The following is a 25,372-nucleotide window of genomic DNA, read 5'->3' on the forward strand; positions in this document are numbered from 1 at the left end:
TAACGTTTCAGGCCGCGCCCCGGCGGCCGTTGCCGTGTGCCCTCCGGTACCCTGACCCGCCAATTTTCCATCGCTCAATACCATTTAATGTCATGAAAAGAATTGTCATGTTTACGGGCATGTTTGCCCTGTTGTACGCCACCGGCTGCACCTCAAAAAAAGAAACAAAGGAAGAAGCCAGCAGGTACGCCGTTACCAGCCCTTTCCGGATCGATACTTCATTTACCAAAGAATATGTTTCGCAGATCCGCTCCGTGCGCAACATCGAAGTAAGGGCGCAGGAAAAAGGTTACCTGGAAAATATTTATGTAGACGAAGGCCAGTATGTTCACGCCGGCCAGCTGTTGTTCAAGATCATGCCGAAAGTATACGAAGCCGAGCTGCTGAAAGCACAGGCTGAAGCCAAAGCCGCGGAGATCGAGCTGCAAAACACCACGGCGCTCGTGGTCAAAAACGTGGTCTCCAAAAACGAACAGGCCATGGCGCAGGCCAAGCTCGACCAGGCGAAGGCTGAAATGGCGCTGGCAAAGCTCCACCTGTCTTTTACCGAGATCAGGGCGCCGTTCAGCGGTACGATCGACCGTATTCCGCTCAAGCTGGGAAGCCTCATCGACGAAGGTGAGTTGCTTACCAGTCTTTCCGACAATACGCAGATGTTCGCGTACTTCAACGTATCCGAACCGGAATACCTCGAATACCAGACCAATACCCAGGGCCGCGCCAACAACAAAGTAGGCCTGCTGCTGGCCAACAACCGCCCGCTGCAGTACAAGGGCGATGTGGAAACCATCGAAGGCGAATTTGATAACGAGACCGGCAACATCGCTTTCAGGGCGCGTTTCCCCAACCCTGAAAAACTGCTCAGGAACGGCGAGACGGGCAAGGTAATGATGACGGTTCCGCTGAAAAACGCGCTGGTGATCCCGCAAAAAGCGACGTATGAGATCCAGGACAAAATGTATGTTTTCGTGGTGGACAAAGACAATAAGGTAAAGTCTAAAAACATTACCATCCATGGCCGCATGCCCGATCTGTTCGTGATAGACAACGGCATTTCCGAAAACGATAAAATACTGCTGGAAGGCGTTCAGAAAGTAAAAGACGACGACAAGATCGACTTCGAATACCTGAAGCCCGAAGAAGTGATTTCACACCTGCGATTAAAAGCGGAATAGTTCAAATCAACAGAATAGCGCAATGTTTAACAGATTTATACAACGGCCGGTACTGTCCATCGTGATATCGCTCATCATCGTGTTCCTGGGCGTGCTGGCCATAACGCAGCTGCCTGTAACGCAGTTCCCGTCCATTTCGCCGCCCAAGGTGAACGTAACCGCGGCATACCCCGGCGCGAACGGCGAACTGATGATCAAATCGGTGATCATCCCGCTGGAAAGGGCCATCAACGGCGTTCCCGGCATGAAATACATGGCCTCGGACGCGGGTAACGACGGCGAGGCTACCATCCAGGTGGTGTTCAACCTCGGCACCGATCCCAACCAGGCTTCGCTTAACGTGCAGAACCGCGTGGCTTCCGTCGTAAACAAACTGCCGCCGCTGGTGGTGCGCGAAGGGGTGAAGATCACCCGCGAGGAATCGAACATGCTCATGTACATCAACCTGTACAGCACCGACCCGCATACGGACCAGAAATTCCTTTTCAACTTTGCGGACATCAACGTATTGTCTGAACTGAAAAGGGTGAACGGCGTGGGCGTGGCAGACATTCTCGGCAACCGCGAATACGCCATGCGCATCTGGCTGAAACCCGATCGCATGCTGGCTTACAAGATCTCTGCCGAGGAAGTGATGAAGTCGCTTAGCGAACAAAGCCTCGAGGCCTCACCGGGCAAAACCGGCGAAAGTTCCGGTCAGCGGTCGCAGGCGTTTGAATACGTACTGAAATATTCCGGCAGGTTCAGCACGAAGGAAGGATATGAGAACGTGATCCTGCGGTCCAGCCCGAACGGGGAGATCCTTCGCCTGAAAGACGTGGCGGAAGTTGAGTTCGGCAGTTCGATGTACGATATTTATTCCAATCTCAACGGCAGGCCGTCCGCAGCGATCGTGCTCAAACAATCGTACGGCAGCAATGCCAGCCAGGTAATTGAAGACGTAAAAGCTAAAATGAAGGAGATCAAAGCCAGCTCTTTCCCGAAGGGAATGGACTATGAGATCAGCTACGACGTTTCCAAATTCCTCGACGCTTCTATCGAAAAGGTGATCCACACGCTTGTGGAAGCTTTTATACTCGTGGGCCTGGTGGTGTTCCTCTTCCTCGGCGACTGGCGGTCCACGCTCATTCCCGCGCTGGCGGTGCCGGTTTCGCTCATCGGTACGTTTATGTTCATGCAGTTCTTCGGCATCACGCTCAACCTGATCACCCTGTTCGCCCTCGTACTGGGGATCGGCGTGGTGGTAGACGATGCGATCGTGGTGATAGAGGCCGTGCACGCCAAGATGGAAACGGAACATTTATCGCCGTTGAAAGCCACGAAAAAAGCGATGCATGAGATCAGCGGGGCGATCGTGGCCATCACGTTCCTGATGGCGGCGGTGTTTATACCGGTGGCGTTTATGTCTGGCCCCGTCGGCATTTTCTACCGGCAGTTCTCCATCACAATGGCAACGGCCATCATCCTGTCCGGCGTGGTGGCGCTAACGCTTACGCCGGCGCTCTGTGCGATGATCTTGAAAAACAACCACGGCAAACAAAAGAAAAAGTTCATCATGGACAAATTTCTCGCCGGGTTCAACAACGGGTTCGACAAAATGTCCGGCCGCTACCAGAAAATACTCGGCGCCATCGTGAACCGGCGCGCGGTCACTTTCCTGATGCTGCTGGTTTTCTGCGCAGGCGTGTTTTACCTGAACGGCCGCGTGCCTTCCGGTTTTATCCCGAATGAGGACCAGGGCATGTTTTACGCCATCATCCAGACGCCGCCGGGCTCGTCGCTAGAACGTACCAACGAGATCGCGGAAAGGCTGCAGAAGGTTGCGGAAGGCATAGACGGCGTACAATCCGTTTCGTCGCTGGCGGGTTATGAAATACTTACCGAAGGCACCGGCGCCAACTCCGGCACATGTTTGATCAACCTGAAAAACTGGGAAGACCGCAAGGAATCCGCGCAGGAAATTATCGAAGAGCTGGAGGAGAAGTCGAAAGACATTACCGGCGCCACCATCGAGTTTTTCCTGCCGCCGGCCGTTCCGGGTTATGGCGCCGCTGGCGGGTTTGAATTGCGTTTGCTGGACAAAGCGGGCTCCGGCGATTACAAAAAAATGGAAACCGTGAGCAGGGATTTTGTGAAGGAGCTGGAAAAACGGCCTGAACTGTCTTCCGTATTCAGCTTTTACAGCGCCAGTTTTCCACAGTACATGTTGCGGGTGGATAACGACATCGCGCAGCAAAAAGGCGTGACCATCGAAAACGCCATGAATACGCTGTCGACACTGGTGGGCAGCAACTATGAGATCAGTTTCATCAAATACGACCGGCAATACAAAGTGATGGTGCAGGCCATGCCGCAATACCGCGCATTGCCGGACGACATCCTGAAATTGTACGTGAAAAACGACAAAGATGAAATGGTGCCGTTTTCGGCATTCATGAAAATGGAAAAAGTCTACGGTTTGTCTGAGATCACGCGCCACAACATGTACAACGCATCCGAGATCAGCGGTTCCGCCGCGCCCGGCTACAGCAGCGGCGAAGCGATCAAGGTGATCAATGACGTGGCCCAGAAAACATTGCCCAGAGGCTTCGGCATCGACTGGGCGGGCATTTCGAAAGACGAGGTGGCGCAGGGCAATCAGGCGGTGTATATCTTCCTGATCTGTCTTGGTTTCGTGTACCTGATCCTCGCCGCCCAATATGAAAGTTTCATTCTTCCGTTATCCGTTATTCTTTCTTTACCGGCGGGGATTTTCGGCGCGTTCCTGTTGCTGAAGCTCACCGGCCTGGAAAACAACATCTACGCGCAGGTGGCGATGGTAATGCTGATCGGCCTGCTGGGTAAAAATGCCGTGTTGATCGTGGAGTTTGCCGTGCAGCGGCACCGCGCGGGCCTTTCGGTGCTCAAAGCCGCCATGGAAGGCTCCCGCGTGCGTTTCCGCCCGATCCTGATGACATCTTTCGCATTCATCGCGGGGCTGATACCGCTGGTGTTTGCCACCGGCCCTGGCAAGATCGGCAACCGCACGATCGGTACGGCCGCATTCGGCGGCATGCTTTTCGGCACCCTGTTCGGCATGCTGATCATACCCGGCCTGTATTACGTGTTCGGGAAGATCGCGGAAAGGCATGCGCTGGTGAAAGACGAAGAAGAAAATCCTTTAACAGAAGAAATCGATCATAATGTATAAACGCAGGATATATCCGTTCATCGGCGTGCTGGGCATTTGCCTGGCCACCGCCAGCTGCAGGATACCGGTCGTGGCCACGCGGGACGAGAACCGCTCCGTACCGGGAACCTTCGGCGGTAGCCGCGATACGGCCAACAGCGCCGCCGTGCAATGGAGGAATTTTTTCACCGATAAAGACCTCGCAAGCCTGATAGACACGGCGCTGAAAAACAACCAGGAGCTGATGATCACCTTGCAGGAGATCGGGATCGCGAGAAACGACATCCGCATCAGAAAGGGACGGATATTGCCGGCCATTGGCCTGAAAGCCGGGGCCGGCATGGAAAAGGTAGGCCGCTACACCAGCCAGGGCGCGGGCGACGCCAGCACGGAAATAGAGCCCGGTAAAGAAATGCCCGATCCGCTCGGGGATTTCGGGATCGCCGCGCAGGCGAATTGGGAAGCGGATATCTGGAAGAAACTCCGTACCGCCAAAAAAGCCGCGGTAGCTCGGTATCTCGCCACGGTGGAAGGCAAAAATTTCGTGCTTACCAACCTGGTCGCGGAAGTGGCCAATTCTTATTATGAATTGCTGGCGCTGGACAACCAGCTGAACATCGTAAAGCAGAACATCGGCCTGCAAAAGAATGCGCTGGGCATCATCAAAACGCAGAAAGAAGCGGCACGTGCGACGGAGCTCGCCGTGCAGAAATTCCAGGCGGAAGTGCTGAAATCGCAAAGCCTGGAATTTGAGATCATGCAGCAGATCAGGGAAACGGAAAACAGGATCAACCTGTTGCTAGGCCGTTATCCGGAGGAGATCACGAGGCACGGGGAAAGTTTCCTCGACCTTACGCCGCAGGCCGTGAGCACGGGCATTCCGTCGCAGCTGCTGTTGAATCGTCCTGATATTCAGAAAGCGGAGCTGGAATTGACCGCCGCGAAACTCGATGTAAAAGTGGCGCGCGCGGAATTTTATCCTTCCCTGGGAATATCGGCGGGCATTGGTTTGCAGGCGTTCAAACCTTCGTATCTCGTGAAATTTCCAGAATCGCTGTTGTATTCGCTGGCGGGCGACCTGGCTGGCCCGCTCATCAACCGCAACGCGATCAAGGCGGAATTTTTCAACGCCAACGCAAGACAACTGCAGGCGATGTACAACTACGAGCGCACGATCCTGAACGCTTACCTCGAAGTATCCACACAATTATCCAACATCAGCAACCTCGGCAAAAGTTACGAACTGAAATCGCAGCAGGTAGCAGCGCTCACCCGCTCGATCGATATTTCGAACGACCTGTTCAAGTCTGCCCGCGCAGATTACCTGGAAGTGCTGATGACGCAGCGCGACGCGCTGGAATCGAAGCTGGAGCTGATCGAAACGAAGAAGTCGCAGTTGAATGCGGTGGTGAATATTTATAAAGACCTGGGAGGCGGCTGGAAGTAAGATTGCCTCCTGTTTAAAGAGCCGGCTGCGATGGGCCGGCTCTTTTTATTTTACTCTTTTTGCTGAAACCGGCACTTTCCCCGCCAGAAAATCTTTCCGTTGTTTCATGTCTCCCAATTCCATGCGGAACTGCTCCCATTGCCCGTTTTCATTGAGCACCGCGCAATGCCATTCGCCGGTTGCATCGTCGGAAAATTGCCAGAGAATGTGATAGCCGTCTTCATTGGAAAACCCCTCATCGTCGGCTTGCAGGATGCCGCCGGTGAGGTTCCATATTTTTTCTTTCACAGCTTCCACGATAGGGAAATTTTCGTCTTCCAGCGAGGCGTTGAGCATTTGGAAAGCATAGATCACCTTTACATTGCTGAAATATGCATCCAGCCATTTTGCGGCGGATGCGGGCTGGCATTCTTTGATGTTTTCGCGGAGCTCTTCCAGTTCTTCTCCGCCGGCCTCTTCTTCAGCAACAGGATTTTTTTCAATCTGTACCAACGGCTCGCCTTTTTTATTGTTTACCTGGATAACGGTCCATTTATCCGCAGTTTCGTCGGGGCTCATCATAAATTTTGCGGACAGGTCCTGGTCTTCCAGTGCCTGCAACAGTTCATCAAGATGTATGTCGGGATTTTGCGTGCCTAAAACGCGGGTGTAATATGACATATAAAGTAATTAATGAATTGTTTTTTCAATCCAGTTTTTTGTTTCTTCCACCAATACCGACATCGTATCTTTTTTACCCGCCTTGAAAGAATGGTCCGCTCCTTCGAGCTTTACCAGCGTGGCTTTGGGCAGGGTGCTGCATACTTTTTCGATCAGGTCCCAGGTGGCGAGGGTGTCTTTGGAGCCTTGCAGGAAAAGCATGGGGACCTTTATTTTTCCGAGGTGCTCCGCACGGTCGGTAGCGGGTTTGCCGGAAGGGTGCAATGGGAAGCCGTAAAAAATGACGCCTTTAACGGGGCTTTCCGGGTGTTCGGAAAGATATTGCGAGCTCATTCTTCCGCCGAAAGATTTACCGGAAACAAACAACGGCAGTTTAGGCTGAAGATCCCGCGCTTTCGCAATGGCTGCGGCAATAACCTGGTGGGCGACTGCCGGTGTGTCTGGACGGAATTTTTTCTGTTCGGCAAACGGAAAGTTAAACCGCAGCGTGGCGATGCCCGCATCCGCCAGGGAAGCGGCGAGCGTTTCCATAAACGCGTGGTCCATACCGGCGCCGGCGCCATGCGCGAGGGTAAGGATGCACACCGGCTTTTCAGGTGTTGTGTATTTCGCTGAAACCTCGCCTATCTGGGGAGAAACTCTCAGTTTGAGGGATTTTGTGCTCATATGCAGGATGGTTAAACCGGCACTAAATTAATGAAAAAGGCTTCCAGTTGGCGTGCCGGAAGCCTTTTGTTATCAGAATGGCGTTGCTGGCTAATAAAAGAACTGTTCGAGCACGATCTTCCCGTCTTTCACTTCATATAGCATGATCTCTTTGATCTGCATCCGTCCGTGGGGCTGCACGGTCAGGTCTTTTTCCCGGCCCACTGCGAAATGATTGCCTGTTACGATCGGCGCCGTGGTGGAGGCGCCGTGGAAATCCGTTATCCGGCCTACAAAATCTTCCGCTTTTTTACGAACGGCTGCTTTGCCTTCCGCATACCCGAGATACGGAGATCCGGCCGGTTCCACGCTTTTGACGTTATCTGCGAAAAGCTCATCCTGTATCTCGAACCATTTTTCCTGCTGTGCGAGTTCATGAAAACGCGCGGCAACTTCCGCAACGGTGTATATTTTTTGTGTTTGTGTCATGAGCGTAATTTTTATGATGAAAGTTAAGCTGGTTCGCCTGTTCCCGTTTCGCAGAATGTTTTCAGGCTGCTGATGAACCTGGCCCAGTCGTAATTGCAAACGGCGAACATGTCCGTCGCCGCTTTCCAGCCGCCATGTGTGAAACGCAGCAGCGTATTTCCGTTCCGCTCTTCCAGGTCGAAGGAGATGCGGGTGCCCATCCATTCTTCGATGGACTGGATACATTCCCATTCCGTTCTTTTGTTATCGGACAGCTCCGCTACTTTCATTTCATTCCGGAACGTGCCGAAAGTGAAGATGTTCATAAACCCCAGCTCGGGTTTGGCGGTCGTTTGTTTGCACCACCACGATGCGATGCCTTCCTGGGTGGTAACGGCCTGGTAAACCTTTTCGGGGGAAGTTTTGATGACTACGTTATGTCTGATCGTTTCCATGATTGTAAGATTTATACATCAAAGGTATTGACCGACAGGTACTTCGGCGGGGAGGGATTTGGACTTTACCGTGGGGTGATTTGGACAGGGGGTAATTCACTAGGGCAAAACAAACGGGATTCACCGGTAAGCTCGATAGTGTGATCGGCTCAGCGAACATCGCCATTAATATAAAAATAGCGGATGCGACATGTTCGTCCTTTGCTGCGCTCATTCTTTTCCGACGACATTTTTATTTCCAATACATGTTGTTTGTTCTTTAGATCTGAAGCTAGCGTAAAATACCACGGGAGGTGCAGGGTGTTACTCCATTCTGTGAATAGATCCCGTTTTCGCCAATCGCCGCCGTCGATGCGATAGGCGATTATGCCGGCATCGGGCCCTGCTGCAATGGCCAATCCGGCTGCGGTTCCAAAAAACGGGATTCGTAAAATGCCCGTTGGATAGGTACCCGTCAGCATGGGCACATCCACATAATTGGATCTTGTCCCCGCCCCGTCCAGCGGTTTCCACCGCGCCTCATAGGCCCAGCCGTTTACGGCTGACTTTTCTGCCGGTGTTACCAGATACCCTTTATCATACGAGCCCTTATCCAATATTTTGGGCAGTTCAGTCGCCGTTATTTTATTCTCTTCATGCAGGTGTTTTGAAAATGAATGCTCCAGGAAGATGATCATCGAGCTGGCATATACACCATGACCAAACGGTGAAGGGTGCAGGTTTTTGAAGTCGTTTTCCCAGGTAAACTCTTTATTATTGATACGTGCGGCCACTTCCTTCGCCAGGTTTATTTCAGGTATGTTATAATGTGCCGCCACTTTGCTGTGATTCCTGATCACTTCGGGAATTTTACCGTTGTTATAATCAATTATTTTTTCAGGGTCCACAAAATGCATCATCACGATATCTATAGCGGGGTTTGTTTTTTTCAGATGCCGCACAATGCCTTCCATGGCCCGTATCTGTTCAATGGGCGAAAACCCGTTCACCGCATCGTTCACCGCCGCTTCAACAAAAAGAAGGTCTGTTTTCCCTTTAGACAAAATATCCTTTTCCAGGCGGAATGCCGAAGGCGTGCTACCCATTGAAGGGATTCCGGCGTTGATAAAATCGAATTTTGTTTCGGGGAACTTGTTCTTAAAATACAACATTAAACTATCGCGCCAACCGCCGCCATAAGTGATAGACCCGCCTAAAAAGGCAATCCGCCCGAACTTATTTTGTTGAAAGTTAATTTGCGCATTCTTCAGGCCATCCCGGACGATATGGAAATCTCCGGCGTCCAGCTTGTCTGTATTGCTATTTTGAGATGCAGTATCGGTACGCCGAAATCCCTTCGGGGTGGTTTCTTTTGGGGATACGTTATCCTGCGCTTTAAGCGACGTTCTAAAGCTGGAGGATAAGATTAAAGCCAGGCAAAAAAGCGGAAGTATTTTCTTAAGAGATTCCATATAGAAATAAATTTAAGCCCTTCGCTCCAATTTGCGATGGTTATTATATTGAACTATGCGGAAAAGGTAAAATCGTACAAGAACGGCATGGATGTCGGGCTGGGAAATTTTTTCAGGGATGTTTATCTACAGAGAATATTGACCTGCAGGCACTTTTGTTGAGAAGGATTTAGGCAGGACGGTTAATTCCTGGTTTTTTGGATATTAGTTTTTACTTTTAACCGGTATGCCCCAGTCAACAACATTAAAAAATATCGAAAAAGAATACTTATCGGTGATCAAACGGTTAACCGGAACCGGCGTTGTTATGACACCGGACGTTGTTGTCGAACTTTCGGAAAAACTCTACAACGACATTAAAATAAAGGGTATTTCAGACGGGCAACCTGATGAGGATATGCTCTTGTTTCAGTATGGTATCGACGATTGGGGAGATGAAACCGGCGAACATTTCAGCTTTGATATTACCCGGCAATTTGTAAAACAGGAAGATATATACCAGCTTTCATTGAGTTTGATCTTTGAGCCCGGCGGCTTTACCGGGTTGGAGAGTTACGATTGCTGGAGTTGCGAGTTTGGAGGGATAGATGAATGGATAACGAATATCAAAGCAACCCGGGGTTATCAAATGGCGAGGCAGGGGGTGCCGTTGGCTTATGAGGTTCATTTTACAAAAGTGTAGTTAAAACCCGTTTTTGGGCGCAAAAGAAATGTTCGTAACCCGATAATGGCTATTTTGGGGTTATGTTTTTCTTTTCTAACTCAAAATAGGATAATAATGGATCTTTTGCCATTACCACTGAATGAAAGGTTGTTTTTCTTACTAAAGGGAATGGTGAAAAGAGGGTTGATGTTCGAAATATTATAGAAACAAAGGGGGGCTGGCTTAAAATGAAAACAAACCAAAATTTCGAGACTTGAAGGGAACTATGTTGTGAAAATATAAAAGCTTCAAGTATTACACCTGAAGCTTTTGCAATTGATCGTAGCCCCCTGCCGAACAGTTTTCGAAACATTTCCTGGATGATTTAAGGTTATTGGCTTAATATCAATCGCTTATCGCCTTTTGGGGCGGTAAGCGATTTCTTTTGTGATATATTATAATGAATGTAAGCATGAATAGAAGTTTGATTTTTCTTTTCACCAGCTGTACTTTGAGAGGTTGAGCCGCTCGGCGGAAAAAGTGATTTTGCAGGGATTAGTGATGGCGAACCGGCCGGAACCGGTAATCGAAGGTGCTGTTGCGCCTAACATTCGTATATTTAGTACAATTTTTTAACTTAATTATTTCAGCTAGTCATGAAGTGGATATTCATTATCGCTACCGGCATTTTACTTTCTTTTAATAGTTACAGCCAGCCCCTCCGTAATGCCGGCATTTTGAGCGACAGTTCTTTTATGACCAGTGATCATGTGAAATTATTTCTTACGTCGGCCGGAAAGGGTACTTCCTGCATTTTTGTTCACGGCGGCCCGGGTGCCTGGAGCAAGTCTTTTGAAGTAATGGGTGGAAATGTGTTGGAGAAAAAGCTAACGATGTGGTACTACGATCAGCGGGGTTCGGGCCGATCCGCGTCACCGGAAAATGGCGATTACAGCTTGAACCGGATGGTGCAGGATATTGAGGATATTCGTATAGCCACTGGTGAGAAAAAGATTTACTTGCTGGCGCATTCTTTTGGTGGCATACTGGCTTTTAATTACGCGTTAAAATATCCAGGGCACGTGAAAGGTTTAATACTGCTGAATGCAACACTGTCTATCAATCATTCGTTGGCAAACCAGGTTAGTTACGTTAATAAAACCCTTGGTACAAACTTTGGGTCCAATGCGGCAGAAGATACGCTGACAGCATACGTCAAAGCGATTACAGCATTACGCAAGAGCGGTAATGGATATAAAATGCTATCTGACAATGAAGTGAATGTAGCCATGCTGGATAGTGTTGATAATTCTACCAGGCGTAATTATGACTTTGGCCGGTTGGCACTGGGTATGAAAGAATATTTTACGGATTTCTCCCTGGCTACCGGCCGGCTCAATGTGCCGGTGTTGGTGATTTCCGGCACTGCAGATAATAATATTGGTCCCGAACATTATAAGCGGTTTAGTTTTCCGAAACAGACTGTAAAGGAAATTGTTGGTGGGCATATGCTTTATTATGAAAAGAATAAAACGTTTGAAGAAGCTGTTTTTGAATTTGTGCGTTGAATGGGGGAGGAAACTGCGACGTTGGGCGTGGGTTTCCCACAAATAAAAAACCGGAATAGCAGTGTTAAAACTACTATTCCGGTATGGTAGCCCGGACAAGAATCGAACTTGTATCTAAAGTTTAGGAAACTTCTATTCTATCCATTGAACTACCGGGCCATTCCGCTGGGTTGCGGGAGCGCAAAAATAATGTTTTTTGCCAAATTTCCTCATTTTTCAGGCATAAATGTGCGCTATCGCAGCCTGGTACTTGTTTTCGATCACTTTTCGCTTCAGTTTCAGCGTGGGCGTCAGTTCGCCGCCGTCTACCGTCCATTCCCCGGGCATCAGCTCGAATTTTTTTACCTGTTCGATGTGGTTGAAATATTGGTTGTATTTGTCCACCGCCTGCTTGTACAACGCTCTTACCTTCGGGTCTTTTAATCCCTGCTCCCTCGAAGGAAACGCCACGTTGTTCGTACGGGCCCAGTCCTGCAGGTTGGCGAAATTCGGTACGATCAGCGCCCCGGCGAACTTACGGTCTGCCCCCACCACCATGATCTGCTCGATGTACGGCGATTCTTTGAACTTATTTTCGATCGGCTGCGGCGCCACGAATTTGCCGCCCGAGGTTTTGAACAGCTCTTTTTTGCGGTCGGTGATCTTGAGGAATTTATCCTTCACCAGCATGCCCACGTCGCCGGTATGGAACCAGCCCTCCCGGATGGATTCGGCGGTCAGACCGGGATTTTTGTAATATCCCATGGTGATGTTGGGGCCTTTTACGAGTATTTCCCCGTCCCCGGCAATTTTAACCTGCACGTTATCGATCGGCGGGCCAACGGTGCCGAACATGCGGTCTTTCGGGTCTTTGCCGTTCACGGCTATCACGGGGGAGGTTTCGGTAAGACCGTAACCTTCCAGGATGGAAAAACCCGCGGCGGTGAAGATCCGCAACAGGCGAACCTGCGCGGCGGCAGCGCCGGTTACGATGCATTCCAGCTGGCCGCCCATGGCTTCTTTCCATTTGCTGAACACCAGCCTCCTGGCGATGGCCAGCTGCAGGTTATACAAAGGGCCTTGTTGTTTGTTCAGTTCATACCGGTTGCCCAGGTCCAGCGCCCAGAAAAACATCGTGCGCTGAATGCCGGTGAGCGTGTTGCCGCGCGCCATGATCTTTTCGTAAACCTTTTCCAGCAGCCGCGGCACGGTGGTGAAAATGCTGGGCTTCACTTCCTTCAGGTTGTCGGAAATGGCTTCCATGCTTTCTGCGTAATAGACGGAAACGCCCGCGGTGAAGTACACGTAGGTCACCATCCGCTCGAAAATATGGTTGAGCGGCAGGAAACTCAGCGCCCGCGCCTGCTCGTTCACCGGCAGAATGGGAATGCAGGCGGTCACGTTGCTCATGATGTTGCCATGGCTCAGCATTACGCCTTTGGGAATGCCGGTGGTGCCGGAAGTATAGATAATGGTGACGAGCGTATCGGGGGTAATGTTTTTTTTGATGCCTTCGATCCGCGCCACGTCGGTGGTGGACGCGGCGGCGAGAATGTCCATCCAGTGTTTTACGCCGGCGATCCGTTCGAAGGAATAAATTTCTTTGACGGTGGACAGTTTGCCGCGGTTCGCCAGCACTTTTTCGTACAAATGGATGTCGTCTACGAACAAAATATGCGCTTCGGCATCGTTGAGCACGTATACGAGCTCGGTTTCGCTGATGGTCGGGTAAATGGGCACCAATACGGCGCCTACCTGCTGACAGGCCAGATCGGTGAAGATCCATTCGGGGCGGTTGTGGCTGATGATGGCGATCTTATCCTGTGTTTCAGGCTGCAGCCCGGTGCCGCCGATGCCCAGCTGCAGCAGGCCTGAGCTGAATCGTTGTACGATGCCGGCTACGTCTTCGGTGCTGTAGGTTTTCCAGGTGCCCTGTTCTTTGGCGGCCAGCATATCCTGTTTGGAATAATTCGCCAGTTGATGCTGGATAACATCAAAAAGCCGGGTGGGTTGGTGCATGATGGGGTGGTTTCGTTATTGACCTCGCTGCTGTTTTTCCTGCTGCAGTTTTTCGTACTCGCGGGTAGCGTCGCCGAATGGGTCTTTATGAAACGCGTTGTAATAAGCGAACGCCAGCCCAAGGCCCCAGCCGGCCATCGGCCATACAGGCCAGGGAATGCCGCCGTGGTCGTTGTCCGTCAACAGCCAGATCACCCAGAGGAAACCGTTGATAATAAGATAGGTCATCAGGTGCGTACGGAACTGTGCGCGGGATTTGGCAATACGCCAGAGTCGCTGGTCCCGCTGTTGATTTGTTTCCATAAAAAGCAGCTTGTTGTGATTACCAATTTAACGAAAAAAATCGGTAATGGAAAGGAAAGGGGCCGCGCTGACGGCGGCCCTGGTATTAATTGGTAACGATTTCAAAATGAATATTCACGACGGAATTGATCAGCTTATCCTGTAACGATTTGTCCGCCCGGTAGGTCATGCCCCACTGCGTACGGTCGATATTGAAATTCGCTTCGCCTTTCACCTTTCCGTCTGTAAAAACAACCTTGGCCGGGAAGGTGATGTTTTTTGTGGCGTTTTTGATGGTGAGGTTGCCCTTTATCATATGGGTAGCGTCTTTCAGCAGTACGCCGTCATCGTTCGGGGCGGGGCGGTAAGGGCTTACTTCCGTGATCTCGAACCGCGCTACGGGATAATGCTCCGCATCGAAAAAGTTCTCGCCGCGCAGCTCGTCTTCGAGCTTCTTTTTCATATCCGGCTGCGGGCTGAGGTCGAGATTGGCGATGCTGTTGATGTTGATGGAAAAATGCCCGCCGGTGAGCGTACTGTCTTTGGTGTACAGTTCGCCGCCGGAGAAACGGAACGAGCCTTTGTGTTCCCCGGTGGGTTTGGTGCCGATCCAGAATAGAATACTGGCCGCCGTATCCAGCCGGTGCGTTTTGCTGCCTTCGGGAACGGAAACGGCCTGCGCGTCGGTAACGGCGGCTTTGTCCGCTTTGGGGGCCTGCTGACAGGCGACGGCCACCATCATCAAAAGTAGTATCCGTGCATTTATTTTCATATTGTCGAGCGTTTAGTCCACGTATGTTCTGTTTCCCACCCAAACGAAGCGCTTCACGATAAACTCCGGGTTGGTGAAGCTGGCGTTGCCCGCGGGATTTCCGCCGGAAACGTGCAGGTCCGAAAATGCGGCGTGCTGGTTCACCCAAATGAAACCGGTGAAGTTGAAAGAAACCGGGGTGAACACGCTGTTCATCGCATCGGCGATCTTTTCTTTCACGGCGTCGTCGGTCGTGTAGGCGCCGCAGGTGATGGCGCCGTGTTTGTCTGCCATGCCACGCGCCAGTTCGATGGAATGATCCGTGCTGTTGGTTTTCACCAGCAATACCACGGGGCCGAACAGCTCCTGCTCAAATACTTTCGTATCGTTTGCGGTTACTTCCAGCACGGTGGGCGAATACGTTCTTGCGCCTGCATATTCTTCATTGGCAACGGGCGCGCCGTTCAGCAGCACTTTTGCGCCGGTTTTCCCGGCGGCTTTTACGCGTTGCAGCGTGGCTTCGTTCTGCACGGCGCCGAGTGTGCCGGCTCCCATTTTGGGATTGTTCACCAGCGCTTCGATGGCTGCTTTGAATTTCTGCGCCACTTCATCGTAGGAAATTCTCCCGTTCGCCGTATCCACACCGCTTTCGGGAATGAAAAAGTTTTGCGGCGCGGTGCACATCTGGCCGGAATACAGGCTCACGGAAAATGCGAGATTCTGCATTACGGCATCGATATCTTTTACGGAATCCAAAATCACGGAATTAACCCCGGCTTTTTCGGTGAACACCGATTTGCGCGGCGAAGCGAGCGATTCGATGTAATTGCCGAAAGCGCTGCCCCCGGTATAGTCTATCAGCGCCACATCGGGATGCTCTGCGAGCGTTTTGGCAATCGGCTGTGAAGAGCTGTCGGCCGCAAGCTGACAAGTGTAGGGGTCCTGCCCGTTTTCTTCCAGCACCTGCTGAATGGCCGCCACCACGATGGCGATGGGTAAAATAGCTTTGGGATGCGGTTTTACGATCACGGCGTTGCCGGTAATAAGGTCCGCATACATGCCGGGCAGCGAGTTCCACACGGGAAAGGTGGAGCAGCCGATCACGAGGCCGAGGCCTTTAGGGATGGGCCTGAACGTTTTCTCGAGTTTCACGCTGATCTTTCCCATCGGTTTTTCCCAGGTCTGATGCTCGGGAAAATGCTGCAGCTGCTGGTAACCCATAGCGATGGCCTCCAGGGCGCGGTCGTTGGCATGGGGGCCGCTGGCCTGGAAGCTCATCATAAAGCTCTGGCCGGTGGTGTGCATGGTGGCATGGGCGATCTCGAAGAAATGATGCTGGATCTTTTCGAGTGTTTCCGTGAGAATGCCCGCCCTGTCTGCCACGGAAAGCTGCGCCCAGCGCTGGCCCGCGCGTTTGCCGGCTTTCACCAGCTCGTCTGTGGAAACGATGGGATAGGTGATGCCGAGCGGCTGAAGGGTGTAAGGGCTCACTTCTTCACCATGCCAGTTCTCCGCAATTTTTTGTTTGAGACGCGGGAAAGGTTTGCCGAGAAGGTCTTTGAACGTGGTTTCGCCTTGCGGCGGTGCTTCTTCGCCGTACGCCTTGGGGTGCTCAGGGTACTGCGCGTAAAAGGTTCTTTCGTGGTTGGCTTTTACGGCTTTGTCAATAATGTTTTGGTGTTTTGAGATCAGCATAAGTGCTATGGTTTAGATTCTTGTTGTTGTATGAACCGGCCTGCCATGCTGTGTTCCCGCTTCGCCCGCGGGCCGGGCGTTACTTGATCGTTGCCAGTTTGCCGGTGTTGTAAAATTGTTCGTCTTTCAGTTTCAGCGGATGGTTGCGCTGCCAGCTGGTAAAGCCGTCGTATTCGGTTTTGTGCAGCGCCGTCCAGGCTTTGTAGTCCGCGGCGTTGGCCGAGGGACCGAATAGCCATTGGTTGTATGCTTCGAACATTCCGTCGCGGAGCAGTTTGCGTTGGAAATCGAAAAGGGCGTATGGATATTTGAGTGAGTAGAAGTTATACCAGTCAAGCAGGAAACGGGTGCGCAGCATTACCAGCGATTGCGGCTCTATGCCGGTGGCGATCACGCTCACCTGTTTGGCCATAGTGGCTTTGTAAGCGTCCATAAAACCCACGTCGGGGGCTTTTTTGCCTTTTCTGTCGGAAGTTTCGGTGGGCACGCTGTTGAAAATATCCGGGTCGTCGAAGAGTTTTTTATAACATTCGAGCACGATGTCCCTGATCTCGGCGGTACGGGTGGTGTAACTTTCGAGATTGATGAAGGTTTCGCCGTAGAGGATGGCCCAGATGGGCTCTTTGGTCCAGAGGTAACTGCGGGCGGCGTGGTAATAGTTGCCAGGGAAGTTCGGGTCTACCTCGATGCCTTTCACCCAATACCGCAGCGCGCCGTCGAAATTTTTCATGTTTTGCAGCAGATCGCCGTAGTCGTTGTGCAGCTCGCCGCTTTTGGGGAATTTCCTCAAGCCGCGTTGGTAGAGCTTTTCAGCGCCTTTCCAGTCCTGTTTGCTTTGATAGATGTTGCCGGCGATCTGGAAGAGATGGATATCCGCCTCTTTTTTGTCTACCAGCGGGGAAACGACTGTGTAGGCCCGGTTGTAATCGCCTTTGAGATAATAGGCGAAAGCGAGGTCTTTTTTCAGTTCGATATCGTCTGGTGCGGATTGTATGGCCTGGTTGAGCACCAGGATGGCGTTTGCGTAATCTCCGGTGCGCAGGAAAGTGCGCGCGGTGTTTTGCAGTTCGCCGTTATCCTGCGCGATTGCCCACTGTACGGAAAGGATGCCCGCCAGCACAAGGGACCATTTTTTTGCAGCCTTTTGCCATTCCATCGTTCGGTTCGTTTTATGTAAATGTAAGAAAAAAGCGCCTACCCCGCCGCAGGGGCAGGGGGGCGCTTTCAGGAAGATCAGATGAGGTGGGTGAGCAGCCCGTCGCGGAGCTTCGGCTCAAACCAGGTGCTTTTCGGTGGCATTACGTTGCCGCTGTCTGCAATGTCGAATAACTGCTGGATGGTAACGGGGTACAGGGCGAAGGCCACGGCCATTTCCCCGCTGTTCACCCTTTTCACCAGCTCGCCCAGGCCGCGGATGCCGCCTACGAAGTCGATGCGTTTGTCTGTTCTTGGGTCTTTGATGCCAAGCAGTTTGTCCAGCACATTGTCCTGCAGGATGGTCACGTCCAGGATGCCGATGGGGTCGGCGGTGTAGGTGCCTTCGCGTGCTACGAGGCGGTACCAGGTATGGTCCAGGTACATGCTGAACTCGTGCAGGCCGGAAGGTTTCTGTTCGTGGTGACCGATGGCTTCCACGATAAAGTCGTATTCGAGGCGTGACAGGAAATCTGCTTTGCTGTGACCGTTGAGGTCTTTCACCAGGCGGTTATAGTCAAGAATGGCAAGCTCGCTGGCGGGAAAGATGGTGGTGAGGAAATAGTTCAGGTTGGCGTCTGAATATACGTCCTCCCCGGAAGCTTTCTGCACCAGCCCGGCGGATGCCGCGCGGTGGTGACCGTCGGCGATGTACGTAGCGGGCACTTTGGTGGCGAAAAGCCGGGTGATCTCGTCGCCGGTGGCGGCTTCGTTCACTACCCAAACGGTGTGACTGATGCCGTCTTCCGCGGTGAAATCGTACACCGGTTTGTGCTGTGCCTGCCAGTGCTCGATAATGGAATTGATCTCGGGCACGTCGTTGTATGCGAGGAACACATTACCGGTTTGGGCGCGGGTAGTGGTGATGTGGTTGATGCGGTCGAGCTCTTTATCGGGACGGGTGAATTCGTGTTTTTTGATGATGCCGTTGTTATAATCGGCGATGGAGGACACGCAAACGAGGCCGGTCTGGGAGCGGCCGTCCATCACGAGTTTATAGATATAATAGCAGGGCGTTTCTTCGTGGAAGAGGGTGCCGGATGCCTGGAGTTGCTGGAGGTTTTCGGCAGCTTTCTGGTAAACGGCTTCGCTATGGATGTCGGTTCCTTCGGGGAGGTCTATTTCCGATTTGGACACGTGATAGAAGGAATTCGGGTTTCCTGCGGCCTCTGCGGCGGCTTCTTTGGAATTGAGCACGTCGTAGGGTTTTGCAGCTACATCTTTAGCCAGCGCGGGTTGCGGACGCAACGCCCGGAAAGGTTTGATAATTGCCATGATCTTTGGTTTGCTTTTAAGAGCGGTAAAAATAAGAAAAGGAGGGTAGGAATAAAAAAGACTGCCGCATTTCGTGCGGCAGTCTGCATATATAATATTTTATCATGCTTTAGTATAGGGGTGCCCGCAGCGATACGACCCGCAGCGATACGATTGATACGCCCCGTCACCGGCACGGGCCTGCCAGGCGGATCAGGCTTTTTTCAGCGAGAAGAACTTCATGGCTTCCACCATGGCTTCCACGCTTTCGAGGGGCAGCGCGTTGTAGAGGGAAGCGCGGAAACCTCCGGACAAACGATGCCCCTTGATGCCTACGATGTCTTCCTTCTTGCAGAACTTCACGAATTCCTCTTCCAGTTCCGGTTTATCGATGGTAAAGGTCACGTTCATTTTGCTGCGGTCTTCCTTCACAACGTTGCCACGGAAGAGGGGGTTGTGATCGATCTCGTCGTACAGCAGCGCGGCCTTTTTGTTGTTTATTTTTTCGATCGCCGCAACGCCACCCTGGCCTTTGAGCCAGCGGAGGGTGAGCATGGAAATATAAACAGCGAATACCGGCGGGGTATTGAGCATGGAGCCGTTCTCGATGTGCAGCCTGTAGTCCATGATGCTGGGGATCTTGCGCGTTACCTTGCCGAGCATGCTTTTGCGTACGGCCACCATGGTAGCGCCCGCGGCGCCCATGTTTTTCTGTACGCCCGCATATATCAGGGAATAGCGGTTAAAATCCATCTGGCGGCTCAGGATGTCGGAGCTCATATCTGCCACCAGGGGAACGTCCGTCTCGGGGGTTGCCTGCCACTGGGTACCGTAAATGGTATTGTTCGTGGTGATGTGCAGGTATTTGGCTTGCTGGGGTACCGTAAACTGCTTGGGGATGTGATTGTAGTTGCTGTCTTTGGAGCTGGCGGAAACTTCTACATAACCGAACTGTTTGGCCTCCTTGATCGCTTTGTTGGACCATACGCCGGTATCGATGTAAGAGGCGGTGTCACCGTTTTCAAGAAGGTTCATAGGTACCTGCATGAATTGGGTGGTGGCGCCTCCGTGAAGGAACAGCACTTCAAAGTCGTCGTCCAGCTGCATCAGCTCCCGGGCAAGACTGCGTGCCTCTTCCATCACGGCTACAAACGGTTCCGTGCGGTGTCCTATCTCAAGGATAGACATTCCTGTGCCTTCAAAGTCTATCAGCGCCTTGCTGGCTTTGTACAGCACTTCGTTCGGTAATACAGAAGGACCTGCATTAAAATTGTGCACCTTCATGTTGCGATCTAAATTGAATACGTTTTCTTGTTCCACTTTCTATGGTTTTTCGAAGGAAAGGTAAAAATCACGGTACAATAAAAACCGGAAGATTGGTCAGTGTAGGAATAGGTTAAAAAGATTAGAAGGCCAAAGATAAACTTTCTTTTGTTATTTCTTAATGGGGCCGTCCAATTATTTTACCATGTTTCCAGAGGCTGTCCAGCTGCCGCAGCTCCCGTTGCGTTTCTTCCTGAAAGCCGGGCTGGGCCAGCTTTGCGAGCGACGGCTGCCCTGCGTTCACCCAGGCTGTGTACCAGCACGATGCAACGCTGTGCACGGCCCCGCGGAAACGCCTTTCCACCATGCCGTTCAGCCGGCCGTGGTAGGCTGCCGCATAGGCGGTGGAATAGTTCCGCACCAGCAAACCGTTCCGTGGCTCATATGCATACCGTTGATCTGAAGGAAAATGCATACTCAGCGTTTTTTCAATATGTAGCACAGAATCCGCCGCCACCGCGCTTTCCAGCACAACCTGCCAGAAATGCCCCCTCGGGGCCGGGATGTAAGCGGCTTTCCCTGTCCAGTAATCATATTGTCCGTCTGCAAAAAGCTCCGGCAGCCGCGATTCCCACAGCCCGTGAATGCCGTGCTGGCCTGTATATTGACCGTTATGGTTGGAGCAGGCGTGCAGCGGCACATAGGCATCGCCGATATAATGCCCCAGCTCCGCCGCCGTTTTCAGGATGGCCGCCGTGTTGCCTTCCATAAAGCACCGCGTCAGCCGGTACATCATCCGCTCCAGGTGCCAGGGCAACACCCCGTTGCGCTGCAGGCTGTCTTCCGTATATTTTTCCACCGCCTCCCGCCAGCCCCGCGGCAGTTCCGCATATGGCGGCCGGCCGTAACGGTCCAGATCTATATAATGTCGCGCTCCCTCCGCCGGCAGCAGGTACCTGCGTTTATCCGGCGCCGTAGCCTGCGCCGCCAGGTATTCCAGGTTCGGCTTGAAAAGCACCAGCATTTCCGGCGGAAGCGAAAATACCGCCAGCCGGTTAATGCGTTCGTGGGCAAAGAAACCCCATGCCTTTGCAACGAAAGGCAGAATTAACAGGGCCGGCAATAAAAACACCGGCCGTAACAAGGGCAACATCATCGTGTGGTTTGATGTAGCTGCAAGATCGTGGGAAAAAGGTCACGGGAACTATTTCCCGGGTGACAATATCTTAATCAGGGACGATAAAATCCCCGAAAAACGAAGGGGGAAAGGAATTTGCAATCAGGATGAACGGCCCGGGTTTCCCCCCTCAGGCACTACCGCCGGCAATTCGGTGATATGCGTAACCCCGCCCGAGACGGCGAATTTCATCGCCTCGCCCGCCGAAACGTTCGTCAGCGGCCGCACCTTTTCCTTCCGCACTATAAAAACCTTGCCCGTAATAGCATAGGCATGCGGAACATACACCGCAAAATACCCCTCCAGCCCCAACGCCCGCACATCCTCCTGCGTAATGAACCCCATTTCCCATACATCTTCCCCGTAAACATTCACCAGCACAGGATGGTCGAATTTCTTCTTTTCCCCCACAAATGCATCAAATACATCCTTTACAGAGGAATAAATATATTTAATAAATGGCGTGCGTTCGAGTATATGATCAAACATGTCGATCAGCCGCCCCACAATGAACGAAGAGCTCAAATATCCCACAAACACCACCAGCGCCAGCACGATCACAAACCCGACCCCCTTGTACCGCAGGAAATTCAACGGATGGTCCACCGGCACCACGTCTTTAGGCAACAAATTGTCGATCGTGACGAAACCCCAGTAAAGCGTAAACGCCGTGATCCCGATGGGCGCCAAAATCAGCAACCCCTGGAAAAAATAGCGCAGTATGCGGGATAACAGTACCCTGAACCTCAGTTTTGGAGACATGTGATATGGTATTGAAAGGCCAAAGGTACTGTATTTGAACGCCACATTCCGCCTCCCGTATGCCAAAATGCATACCCCGGCTGACCAATCCCGTTCGTCATAAAGTTCGAAAAAAATGAATGGAAACTTTGGCAGTTTAAATAGTTTCCATAGTTTTGCGCGTGTATGGAAGTACAAGAGCGAATTTTAGATACGGCCTTCAACCTGTTCCGGCAATACGGCACCAGGTCCATTACTATGGACGATATCGCCATCAAAATGGGAATCTCCAAAAAGACCCTTTACGCCCATTTTGCCGATAAAAGCGATCTCGTGGTGAACGTGATCAGCCGCCACCTCAAGCTCATGCAGGACCAATGCATCGAAAGCCGCAACAACAGTAAGGATGCCGTGGAAGAACTGTTCCTCGTCATGAAAATGCTGGACGAAAAGCTCCGCAATATGAACCCGGTAGTGATGATGGACCTCCAGAAATTTCATGCGAAAGCCTTCCAGCTGTTCGAAGAGCACAAAAACGTGTTCCTCATGCAGACCATCCGCGAAAACCTCGAGCGAGGCATCCGCGAAGGGCTGTACCGGCCGGATATCGATATCGACATCCTCAGCCATTTCCGTACCGCTTCCGCCATGTTCTGCTTCCAGCCCGAACTGTTCCCGATGAACGGCTACGATATGTCGAAAGTGCAGCGCGTGCTGCTGGAACATTTCCTTTTCGGAGTGGCTTCAGTAAAAGGTTACCAGGAAATCGAAAAATACAAGGTTAAAGATTACCCGAATAAATATTAAAAAGTATGCAGTTTAAATGGAAGCTCATCGCCCTCGCAGGACTGATGACGCAATTTTTCACCTACGCTCAGGCACAGCAGGCCCCCCCGCCTTCTCAGGAAACCATACGATTCTCCGCGCAGGACGCAGTTGCTTATGCGTTAACGCATCAATACGCCGTGCGTAACGCCAAAATGGAGGAACTGTACCAGCTGGCCGTAAACAAGGAAGTAAGCGGGCTCGCCCTGCCGCAGGTATCCGGTGCCGCCTCCTTCCAGCACAACCCGATCATTCAGAAACAACTGCTCGACGCCAGCAACTTTGACACCTCCGCTCCAAAAGGTACGCTGGTGCCCTTTTCATTCGGCCTGGCCTACAACGCACAGGGAACGGTGAACGTAAACCAGGTGCTGTTCGATCCCAGTGTGCTGGTAGCCCTCCAGGCCCGGAAAACCCTGGAAGAACTGGCCAGCAAAAACGTAAAAAAGTCGGAGATAGATGTAAAGACGGAAGTGTACAAGGCGTATTATAACGTAGTGGCAGCAGACAAAGCGTTGTCTATCCTCCGCGAGAATATCGACCGGCTGGGAAAAACGCTGGCCGAAACCCGCGAAATATACAACAACGGCCTCGTGGAAAAGCTGGATGTGGACAGGCTGGTGGTGCAGCTTAACAACCTGAAGTCTGAAGATACCCGCCTGCGCAATATCCGCGAAGTAGGCATCGCCGCTCTCAAATACCAGATGGGCATGCCAATCAAACAACCGCTGGAACTGACAGACACGCTCAGCTCCAACGCGCTCAAGGCCGACATCCAGGAAGATCAGCCGTTCACCTACTCGAACAGGATCGAATACCAACTGCTCGAAACGCAGAAACACGCCAACGAGTACAACCTGAAAAGATATCGCCTCCAGGCGCTTCCCTCGCTTTCCTTGTTCGGCCAGGGCGGCGCGGCCAGAGCAGCCACCGAATTCGACTACTTCTCCGGGAAACCCGGTTGGTACGGCTTTGTGTCTTACGGGTTGAACCTTTCAGTGCCCATCTTCTCAGGTATGCAAAGAAGAAGAAAAGTGGACCAGGCATTTATCGAGGTACAACAGTCGGAACTTGCCATGGAGAATATGCGTAACACCATCGATCTCGACCAGGCCAATTCCCGGACCACGCTGCGCAACAATATCACCAGCCTGACAGACCAGGAAGAGAACATGCAGCTGGCAAAAGAAGTGTACGAAACAACGAACATCAAATACAGCGAAGGAGTTGGCTCCAGCCTGGAAATGATCACTGCGGAATCGCAGCTGCTCACCGCGCAGAACAACTATTTCACCGCGCTGTTCAACGTGATCGTGTCCCGCATCGATTACCTCAAAGCATACGGCAAACTTTAATCATCAACTGTTTAACATCCGCCTTAAAATCTATAATACAATGACTAAAAGATATTTAACGCTCTCTCTCGCCACGCTGATCCTGGCCGCTTGCGGCGGTGGCGGGGAAAACAAAGCCGAGAAACTCCAGAAGCTCAAACAGGACAAAGCCAAGCTGGACCTGGAAATTTCCACGCTGGAAAAAGAACTGAAAGCAGGCGATTCCTCCGTGAAAACCAAAACGGTTACCATCGCTGCCGTTGAAGACACGGTGTTTGAGCACTTCATCGATATCCAGGGTAATGTGGACGCGCGTGAGAACGTGAACGTAAGCGCGCAAAGCCCCGGCATCATTAAAGCCATTTACGTGAAAGAAGGCCAGCGTGTTTCCAAAGGCCAGGCGCTCGCACAGGTAGACGACCAGGTGGCCCGCGCCGGCATCGCCGAAGTGGAAACACAACTGGAGCTTCAGAAAACGCTTTTTGCCAAACGGGAAAACCTGTGGAAACAAAAGATCGGCTCCGAAGTGGAATACCTGAACGCAAAAGCAGCCGTAGACAACCTCGAGAAAAAACTCGCTACGCTGAGAGACCAGCAGGCGCTCACCCGCATCGTTTCCCCCATCAACGGCACCGTAGACGCGGTGATCGCTAAATTGGGCGACAATGCGGCTCCCGGCCAGCCCGCCTTCCGCGTCGTGAACACCAGCAACCTTCGCGTTGTGGCCAATATCGCCGAATCTTTCGCCGGCCGCGTAACAACCGGCGACGAAGTGATCGTAACGCTGCCGGATATTCAAAAAGAGATCCGCACCCGCATCGGCTTCGCCTCTAAAGTGATCGATCCGCTGAGCCGCACCATTAACGTGGAAATTCCGCTGAAACCGTCCGCAGACATGCATCCCAACATGATCGCACAATTGCGCATCGTAGACTACCGCGCCAAAGATGCCATCGTGATCCCCGTTGGCGTGATCCAGTATTCACTCGGCAAACCCTACGTGCTCACCGTGAAAGGCGAAGGCAACAAACTGCAGGCTTCCCGTGTGAACATCGAGCTGGGCCGCACTTACAATGACAAAGCGGAGATCAAATCAGGCCTCAAAGACGGCGACAGGATTATCACTACCGGCTTCCAGGGCCTGAACGACAACGATTATATCAAATTGTAACCAGGT

Annotated in this window: 22 protein-coding genes and 1 tRNA gene; 8 read left to right on the top strand and 15 right to left on the bottom strand. The window is 51.9% G+C overall.

Annotation, left to right across the window (positions count from 1 at the left end):
- The first annotated feature begins 92 nt into the window (after positions 1–92).
- Genes J7I43_RS14090 through J7I43_RS14100 form a run of 3 tightly spaced genes read left to right on the top strand, consistent with a single transcriptional unit; the run spans position 93 to position 5,791 of the window.
- Entirely contained in the window at positions 93–1,175 is a 1,083-nt protein-coding gene (locus J7I43_RS14090; RefSeq protein ID WP_209146320.1) for an efflux RND transporter periplasmic adaptor subunit, read from the top strand.
- Positions 1,176–1,197: 22 nt separating this feature from the next.
- A complete protein-coding gene (locus tag J7I43_RS14095) occupies positions 1,198–4,365 on the top strand; it encodes an efflux RND transporter permease subunit (protein WP_209146321.1) in 3,168 nt (1,055 codons plus the stop codon).
- Entirely contained in the window at positions 4,358–5,791 is a 1,434-nt protein-coding gene (locus J7I43_RS14100; protein WP_209146322.1) for a TolC family protein, read from the top strand. The genes J7I43_RS14095 and J7I43_RS14100 overlap by 8 nt, the downstream gene beginning before the upstream one ends.
- A gap of 45 nt (positions 5,792–5,836) precedes the next feature.
- On the opposite strand, the gene J7I43_RS14105 is transcribed toward J7I43_RS14100, so the two are convergent.
- From J7I43_RS14105 to J7I43_RS14125, 5 genes are all read right to left on the bottom strand, one after another.
- Positions 5,837–6,451, bottom strand: coding sequence for a hypothetical protein (locus tag J7I43_RS14105; protein ID WP_209146323.1), 615 nt, complete (start codon positions 6,449–6,451; stop codon positions 5,837–5,839).
- A gap of 9 nt (positions 6,452–6,460) precedes the next feature.
- Positions 6,461–7,117 (bottom strand): alpha/beta hydrolase family protein, encoded by a 657-nt coding sequence (locus tag J7I43_RS14110; RefSeq protein ID WP_209146324.1) that lies wholly within the window; start codon positions 7,115–7,117, stop codon positions 6,461–6,463.
- Between the two features lie 90 nt (positions 7,118–7,207).
- On the bottom strand, positions 7,208–7,585 hold the full coding sequence (locus J7I43_RS14115) for a nuclear transport factor 2 family protein (RefSeq protein ID WP_209146325.1): 378 nt from the start codon (positions 7,583–7,585) through the stop codon (positions 7,208–7,210).
- Positions 7,586–7,608: 23 nt separating this feature from the next.
- A complete protein-coding gene (locus tag J7I43_RS14120) occupies positions 7,609–8,019 on the bottom strand; it encodes an SRPBCC family protein (RefSeq protein WP_209146326.1) in 411 nt (136 codons plus the stop codon).
- A 149-nt stretch (positions 8,020–8,168) separates the two neighbouring features.
- The gene (locus J7I43_RS14125; RefSeq protein WP_209146327.1) at positions 8,169–9,470 is read right to left on the bottom strand and encodes an SGNH/GDSL hydrolase family protein; all 1,302 of its coding nucleotides are present in this window, start codon (positions 9,468–9,470) and stop codon (positions 8,169–8,171) included.
- 226 nt (positions 9,471–9,696) lie between these two features.
- Between J7I43_RS14125 and J7I43_RS14130 the strand changes: the two genes are divergently transcribed.
- Together J7I43_RS14130 and J7I43_RS14135 are read left to right on the top strand one after the other, a co-directional pair.
- On the top strand, positions 9,697–10,152 hold the full coding sequence (locus tag J7I43_RS14130; protein ID WP_209146328.1) for a hypothetical protein: 456 nt from the start codon (positions 9,697–9,699) through the stop codon (positions 10,150–10,152).
- A gap of 617 nt (positions 10,153–10,769) precedes the next feature.
- Positions 10,770–11,681 carry an alpha/beta fold hydrolase gene (locus J7I43_RS14135; protein ID WP_209146329.1) on the top strand — a complete coding sequence of 304 codons (912 nt, stop codon included), beginning with the start codon at positions 10,770–10,772 and terminating at the stop codon, positions 11,679–11,681.
- A gap of 84 nt (positions 11,682–11,765) precedes the next feature.
- Here J7I43_RS14135 and J7I43_RS14140 read toward each other — a convergent pair.
- The 10 genes from J7I43_RS14140 to J7I43_RS14185 form a co-directional block, all read right to left on the bottom strand.
- A tRNA-Arg gene (locus J7I43_RS14140) sits at positions 11,766–11,840 on the bottom strand.
- A 57-nt stretch (positions 11,841–11,897) separates the two neighbouring features.
- Positions 11,898–13,679 carry an AMP-dependent synthetase/ligase gene (locus tag J7I43_RS14145; RefSeq protein WP_209146330.1) on the bottom strand — a complete coding sequence of 594 codons (1,782 nt, stop codon included), beginning with the start codon at positions 13,677–13,679 and terminating at the stop codon, positions 11,898–11,900.
- 15 nt (positions 13,680–13,694) lie between these two features.
- Positions 13,695–13,982: a 2TM domain-containing protein gene (locus tag J7I43_RS14150; RefSeq protein WP_209146331.1), complete on the bottom strand. Its 288-nt coding sequence runs from the start codon at positions 13,980–13,982 to the stop codon at positions 13,695–13,697.
- Positions 13,983–14,067: 85 nt separating this feature from the next.
- Positions 14,068–14,733 carry a YceI family protein gene (locus J7I43_RS14155; protein WP_209146332.1) on the bottom strand — a complete coding sequence of 222 codons (666 nt, stop codon included), beginning with the start codon at positions 14,731–14,733 and terminating at the stop codon, positions 14,068–14,070.
- Positions 14,734–14,745: 12 nt separating this feature from the next.
- Entirely contained in the window at positions 14,746–16,407 is a 1,662-nt protein-coding gene (gene paaN, locus J7I43_RS14160; protein ID WP_209146333.1) for a phenylacetic acid degradation protein PaaN, read from the bottom strand.
- Between the two features lie 79 nt (positions 16,408–16,486).
- Positions 16,487–17,563, bottom strand: a complete 1,077-nt coding sequence (locus tag J7I43_RS14165; RefSeq protein WP_209146334.1) for a tetratricopeptide repeat protein — start codon at positions 17,561–17,563, stop codon at positions 16,487–16,489.
- A 77-nt stretch (positions 17,564–17,640) separates the two neighbouring features.
- Entirely contained in the window at positions 17,641–18,876 is a 1,236-nt protein-coding gene (locus J7I43_RS14170) for a DUF1015 domain-containing protein (RefSeq protein ID WP_209146335.1), read from the bottom strand.
- A gap of 192 nt (positions 18,877–19,068) precedes the next feature.
- Entirely contained in the window at positions 19,069–20,139 is a 1,071-nt protein-coding gene (gene serC, locus J7I43_RS14175; RefSeq protein ID WP_209146336.1) for a 3-phosphoserine/phosphohydroxythreonine transaminase, read from the bottom strand.
- A 157-nt stretch (positions 20,140–20,296) separates the two neighbouring features.
- On the bottom strand, positions 20,297–21,271 hold the full coding sequence (locus J7I43_RS14180; RefSeq protein ID WP_209146337.1) for a zinc dependent phospholipase C family protein: 975 nt from the start codon (positions 21,269–21,271) through the stop codon (positions 20,297–20,299).
- A gap of 126 nt (positions 21,272–21,397) precedes the next feature.
- Positions 21,398–22,057 (bottom strand): DUF502 domain-containing protein, encoded by a 660-nt coding sequence (locus tag J7I43_RS14185; RefSeq protein ID WP_209146338.1) that lies wholly within the window; start codon positions 22,055–22,057, stop codon positions 21,398–21,400.
- A gap of 165 nt (positions 22,058–22,222) precedes the next feature.
- Here J7I43_RS14185 and J7I43_RS14190 point away from each other — a divergent pair, with 165 nt between their 5' ends.
- The 3 genes from J7I43_RS14190 to J7I43_RS14200 are packed head-to-tail and all read left to right on the top strand — an operon-like array spanning position 22,223 to position 25,366.
- On the top strand, positions 22,223–22,843 hold the full coding sequence (locus J7I43_RS14190; protein ID WP_209146339.1) for a TetR/AcrR family transcriptional regulator: 621 nt from the start codon (positions 22,223–22,225) through the stop codon (positions 22,841–22,843).
- A 5-nt stretch (positions 22,844–22,848) separates the two neighbouring features.
- Positions 22,849–24,216 carry a TolC family protein gene (locus tag J7I43_RS14195; protein ID WP_209146340.1) on the top strand — a complete coding sequence of 456 codons (1,368 nt, stop codon included), beginning with the start codon at positions 22,849–22,851 and terminating at the stop codon, positions 24,214–24,216.
- Between the two features lie 40 nt (positions 24,217–24,256).
- The gene (locus tag J7I43_RS14200) at positions 24,257–25,366 is read left to right on the top strand and encodes an efflux RND transporter periplasmic adaptor subunit (RefSeq protein ID WP_209146341.1); all 1,110 of its coding nucleotides are present in this window, start codon (positions 24,257–24,259) and stop codon (positions 25,364–25,366) included.
- Positions 25,367–25,372 lie beyond the last annotated feature (6 nt).

Source organism: Chitinophaga chungangae (assembly GCF_017742215.1).
Taxonomy (GTDB): Bacteria; Bacteroidota; Bacteroidia; order Chitinophagales; family Chitinophagaceae; genus Chitinophaga; species Chitinophaga chungangae.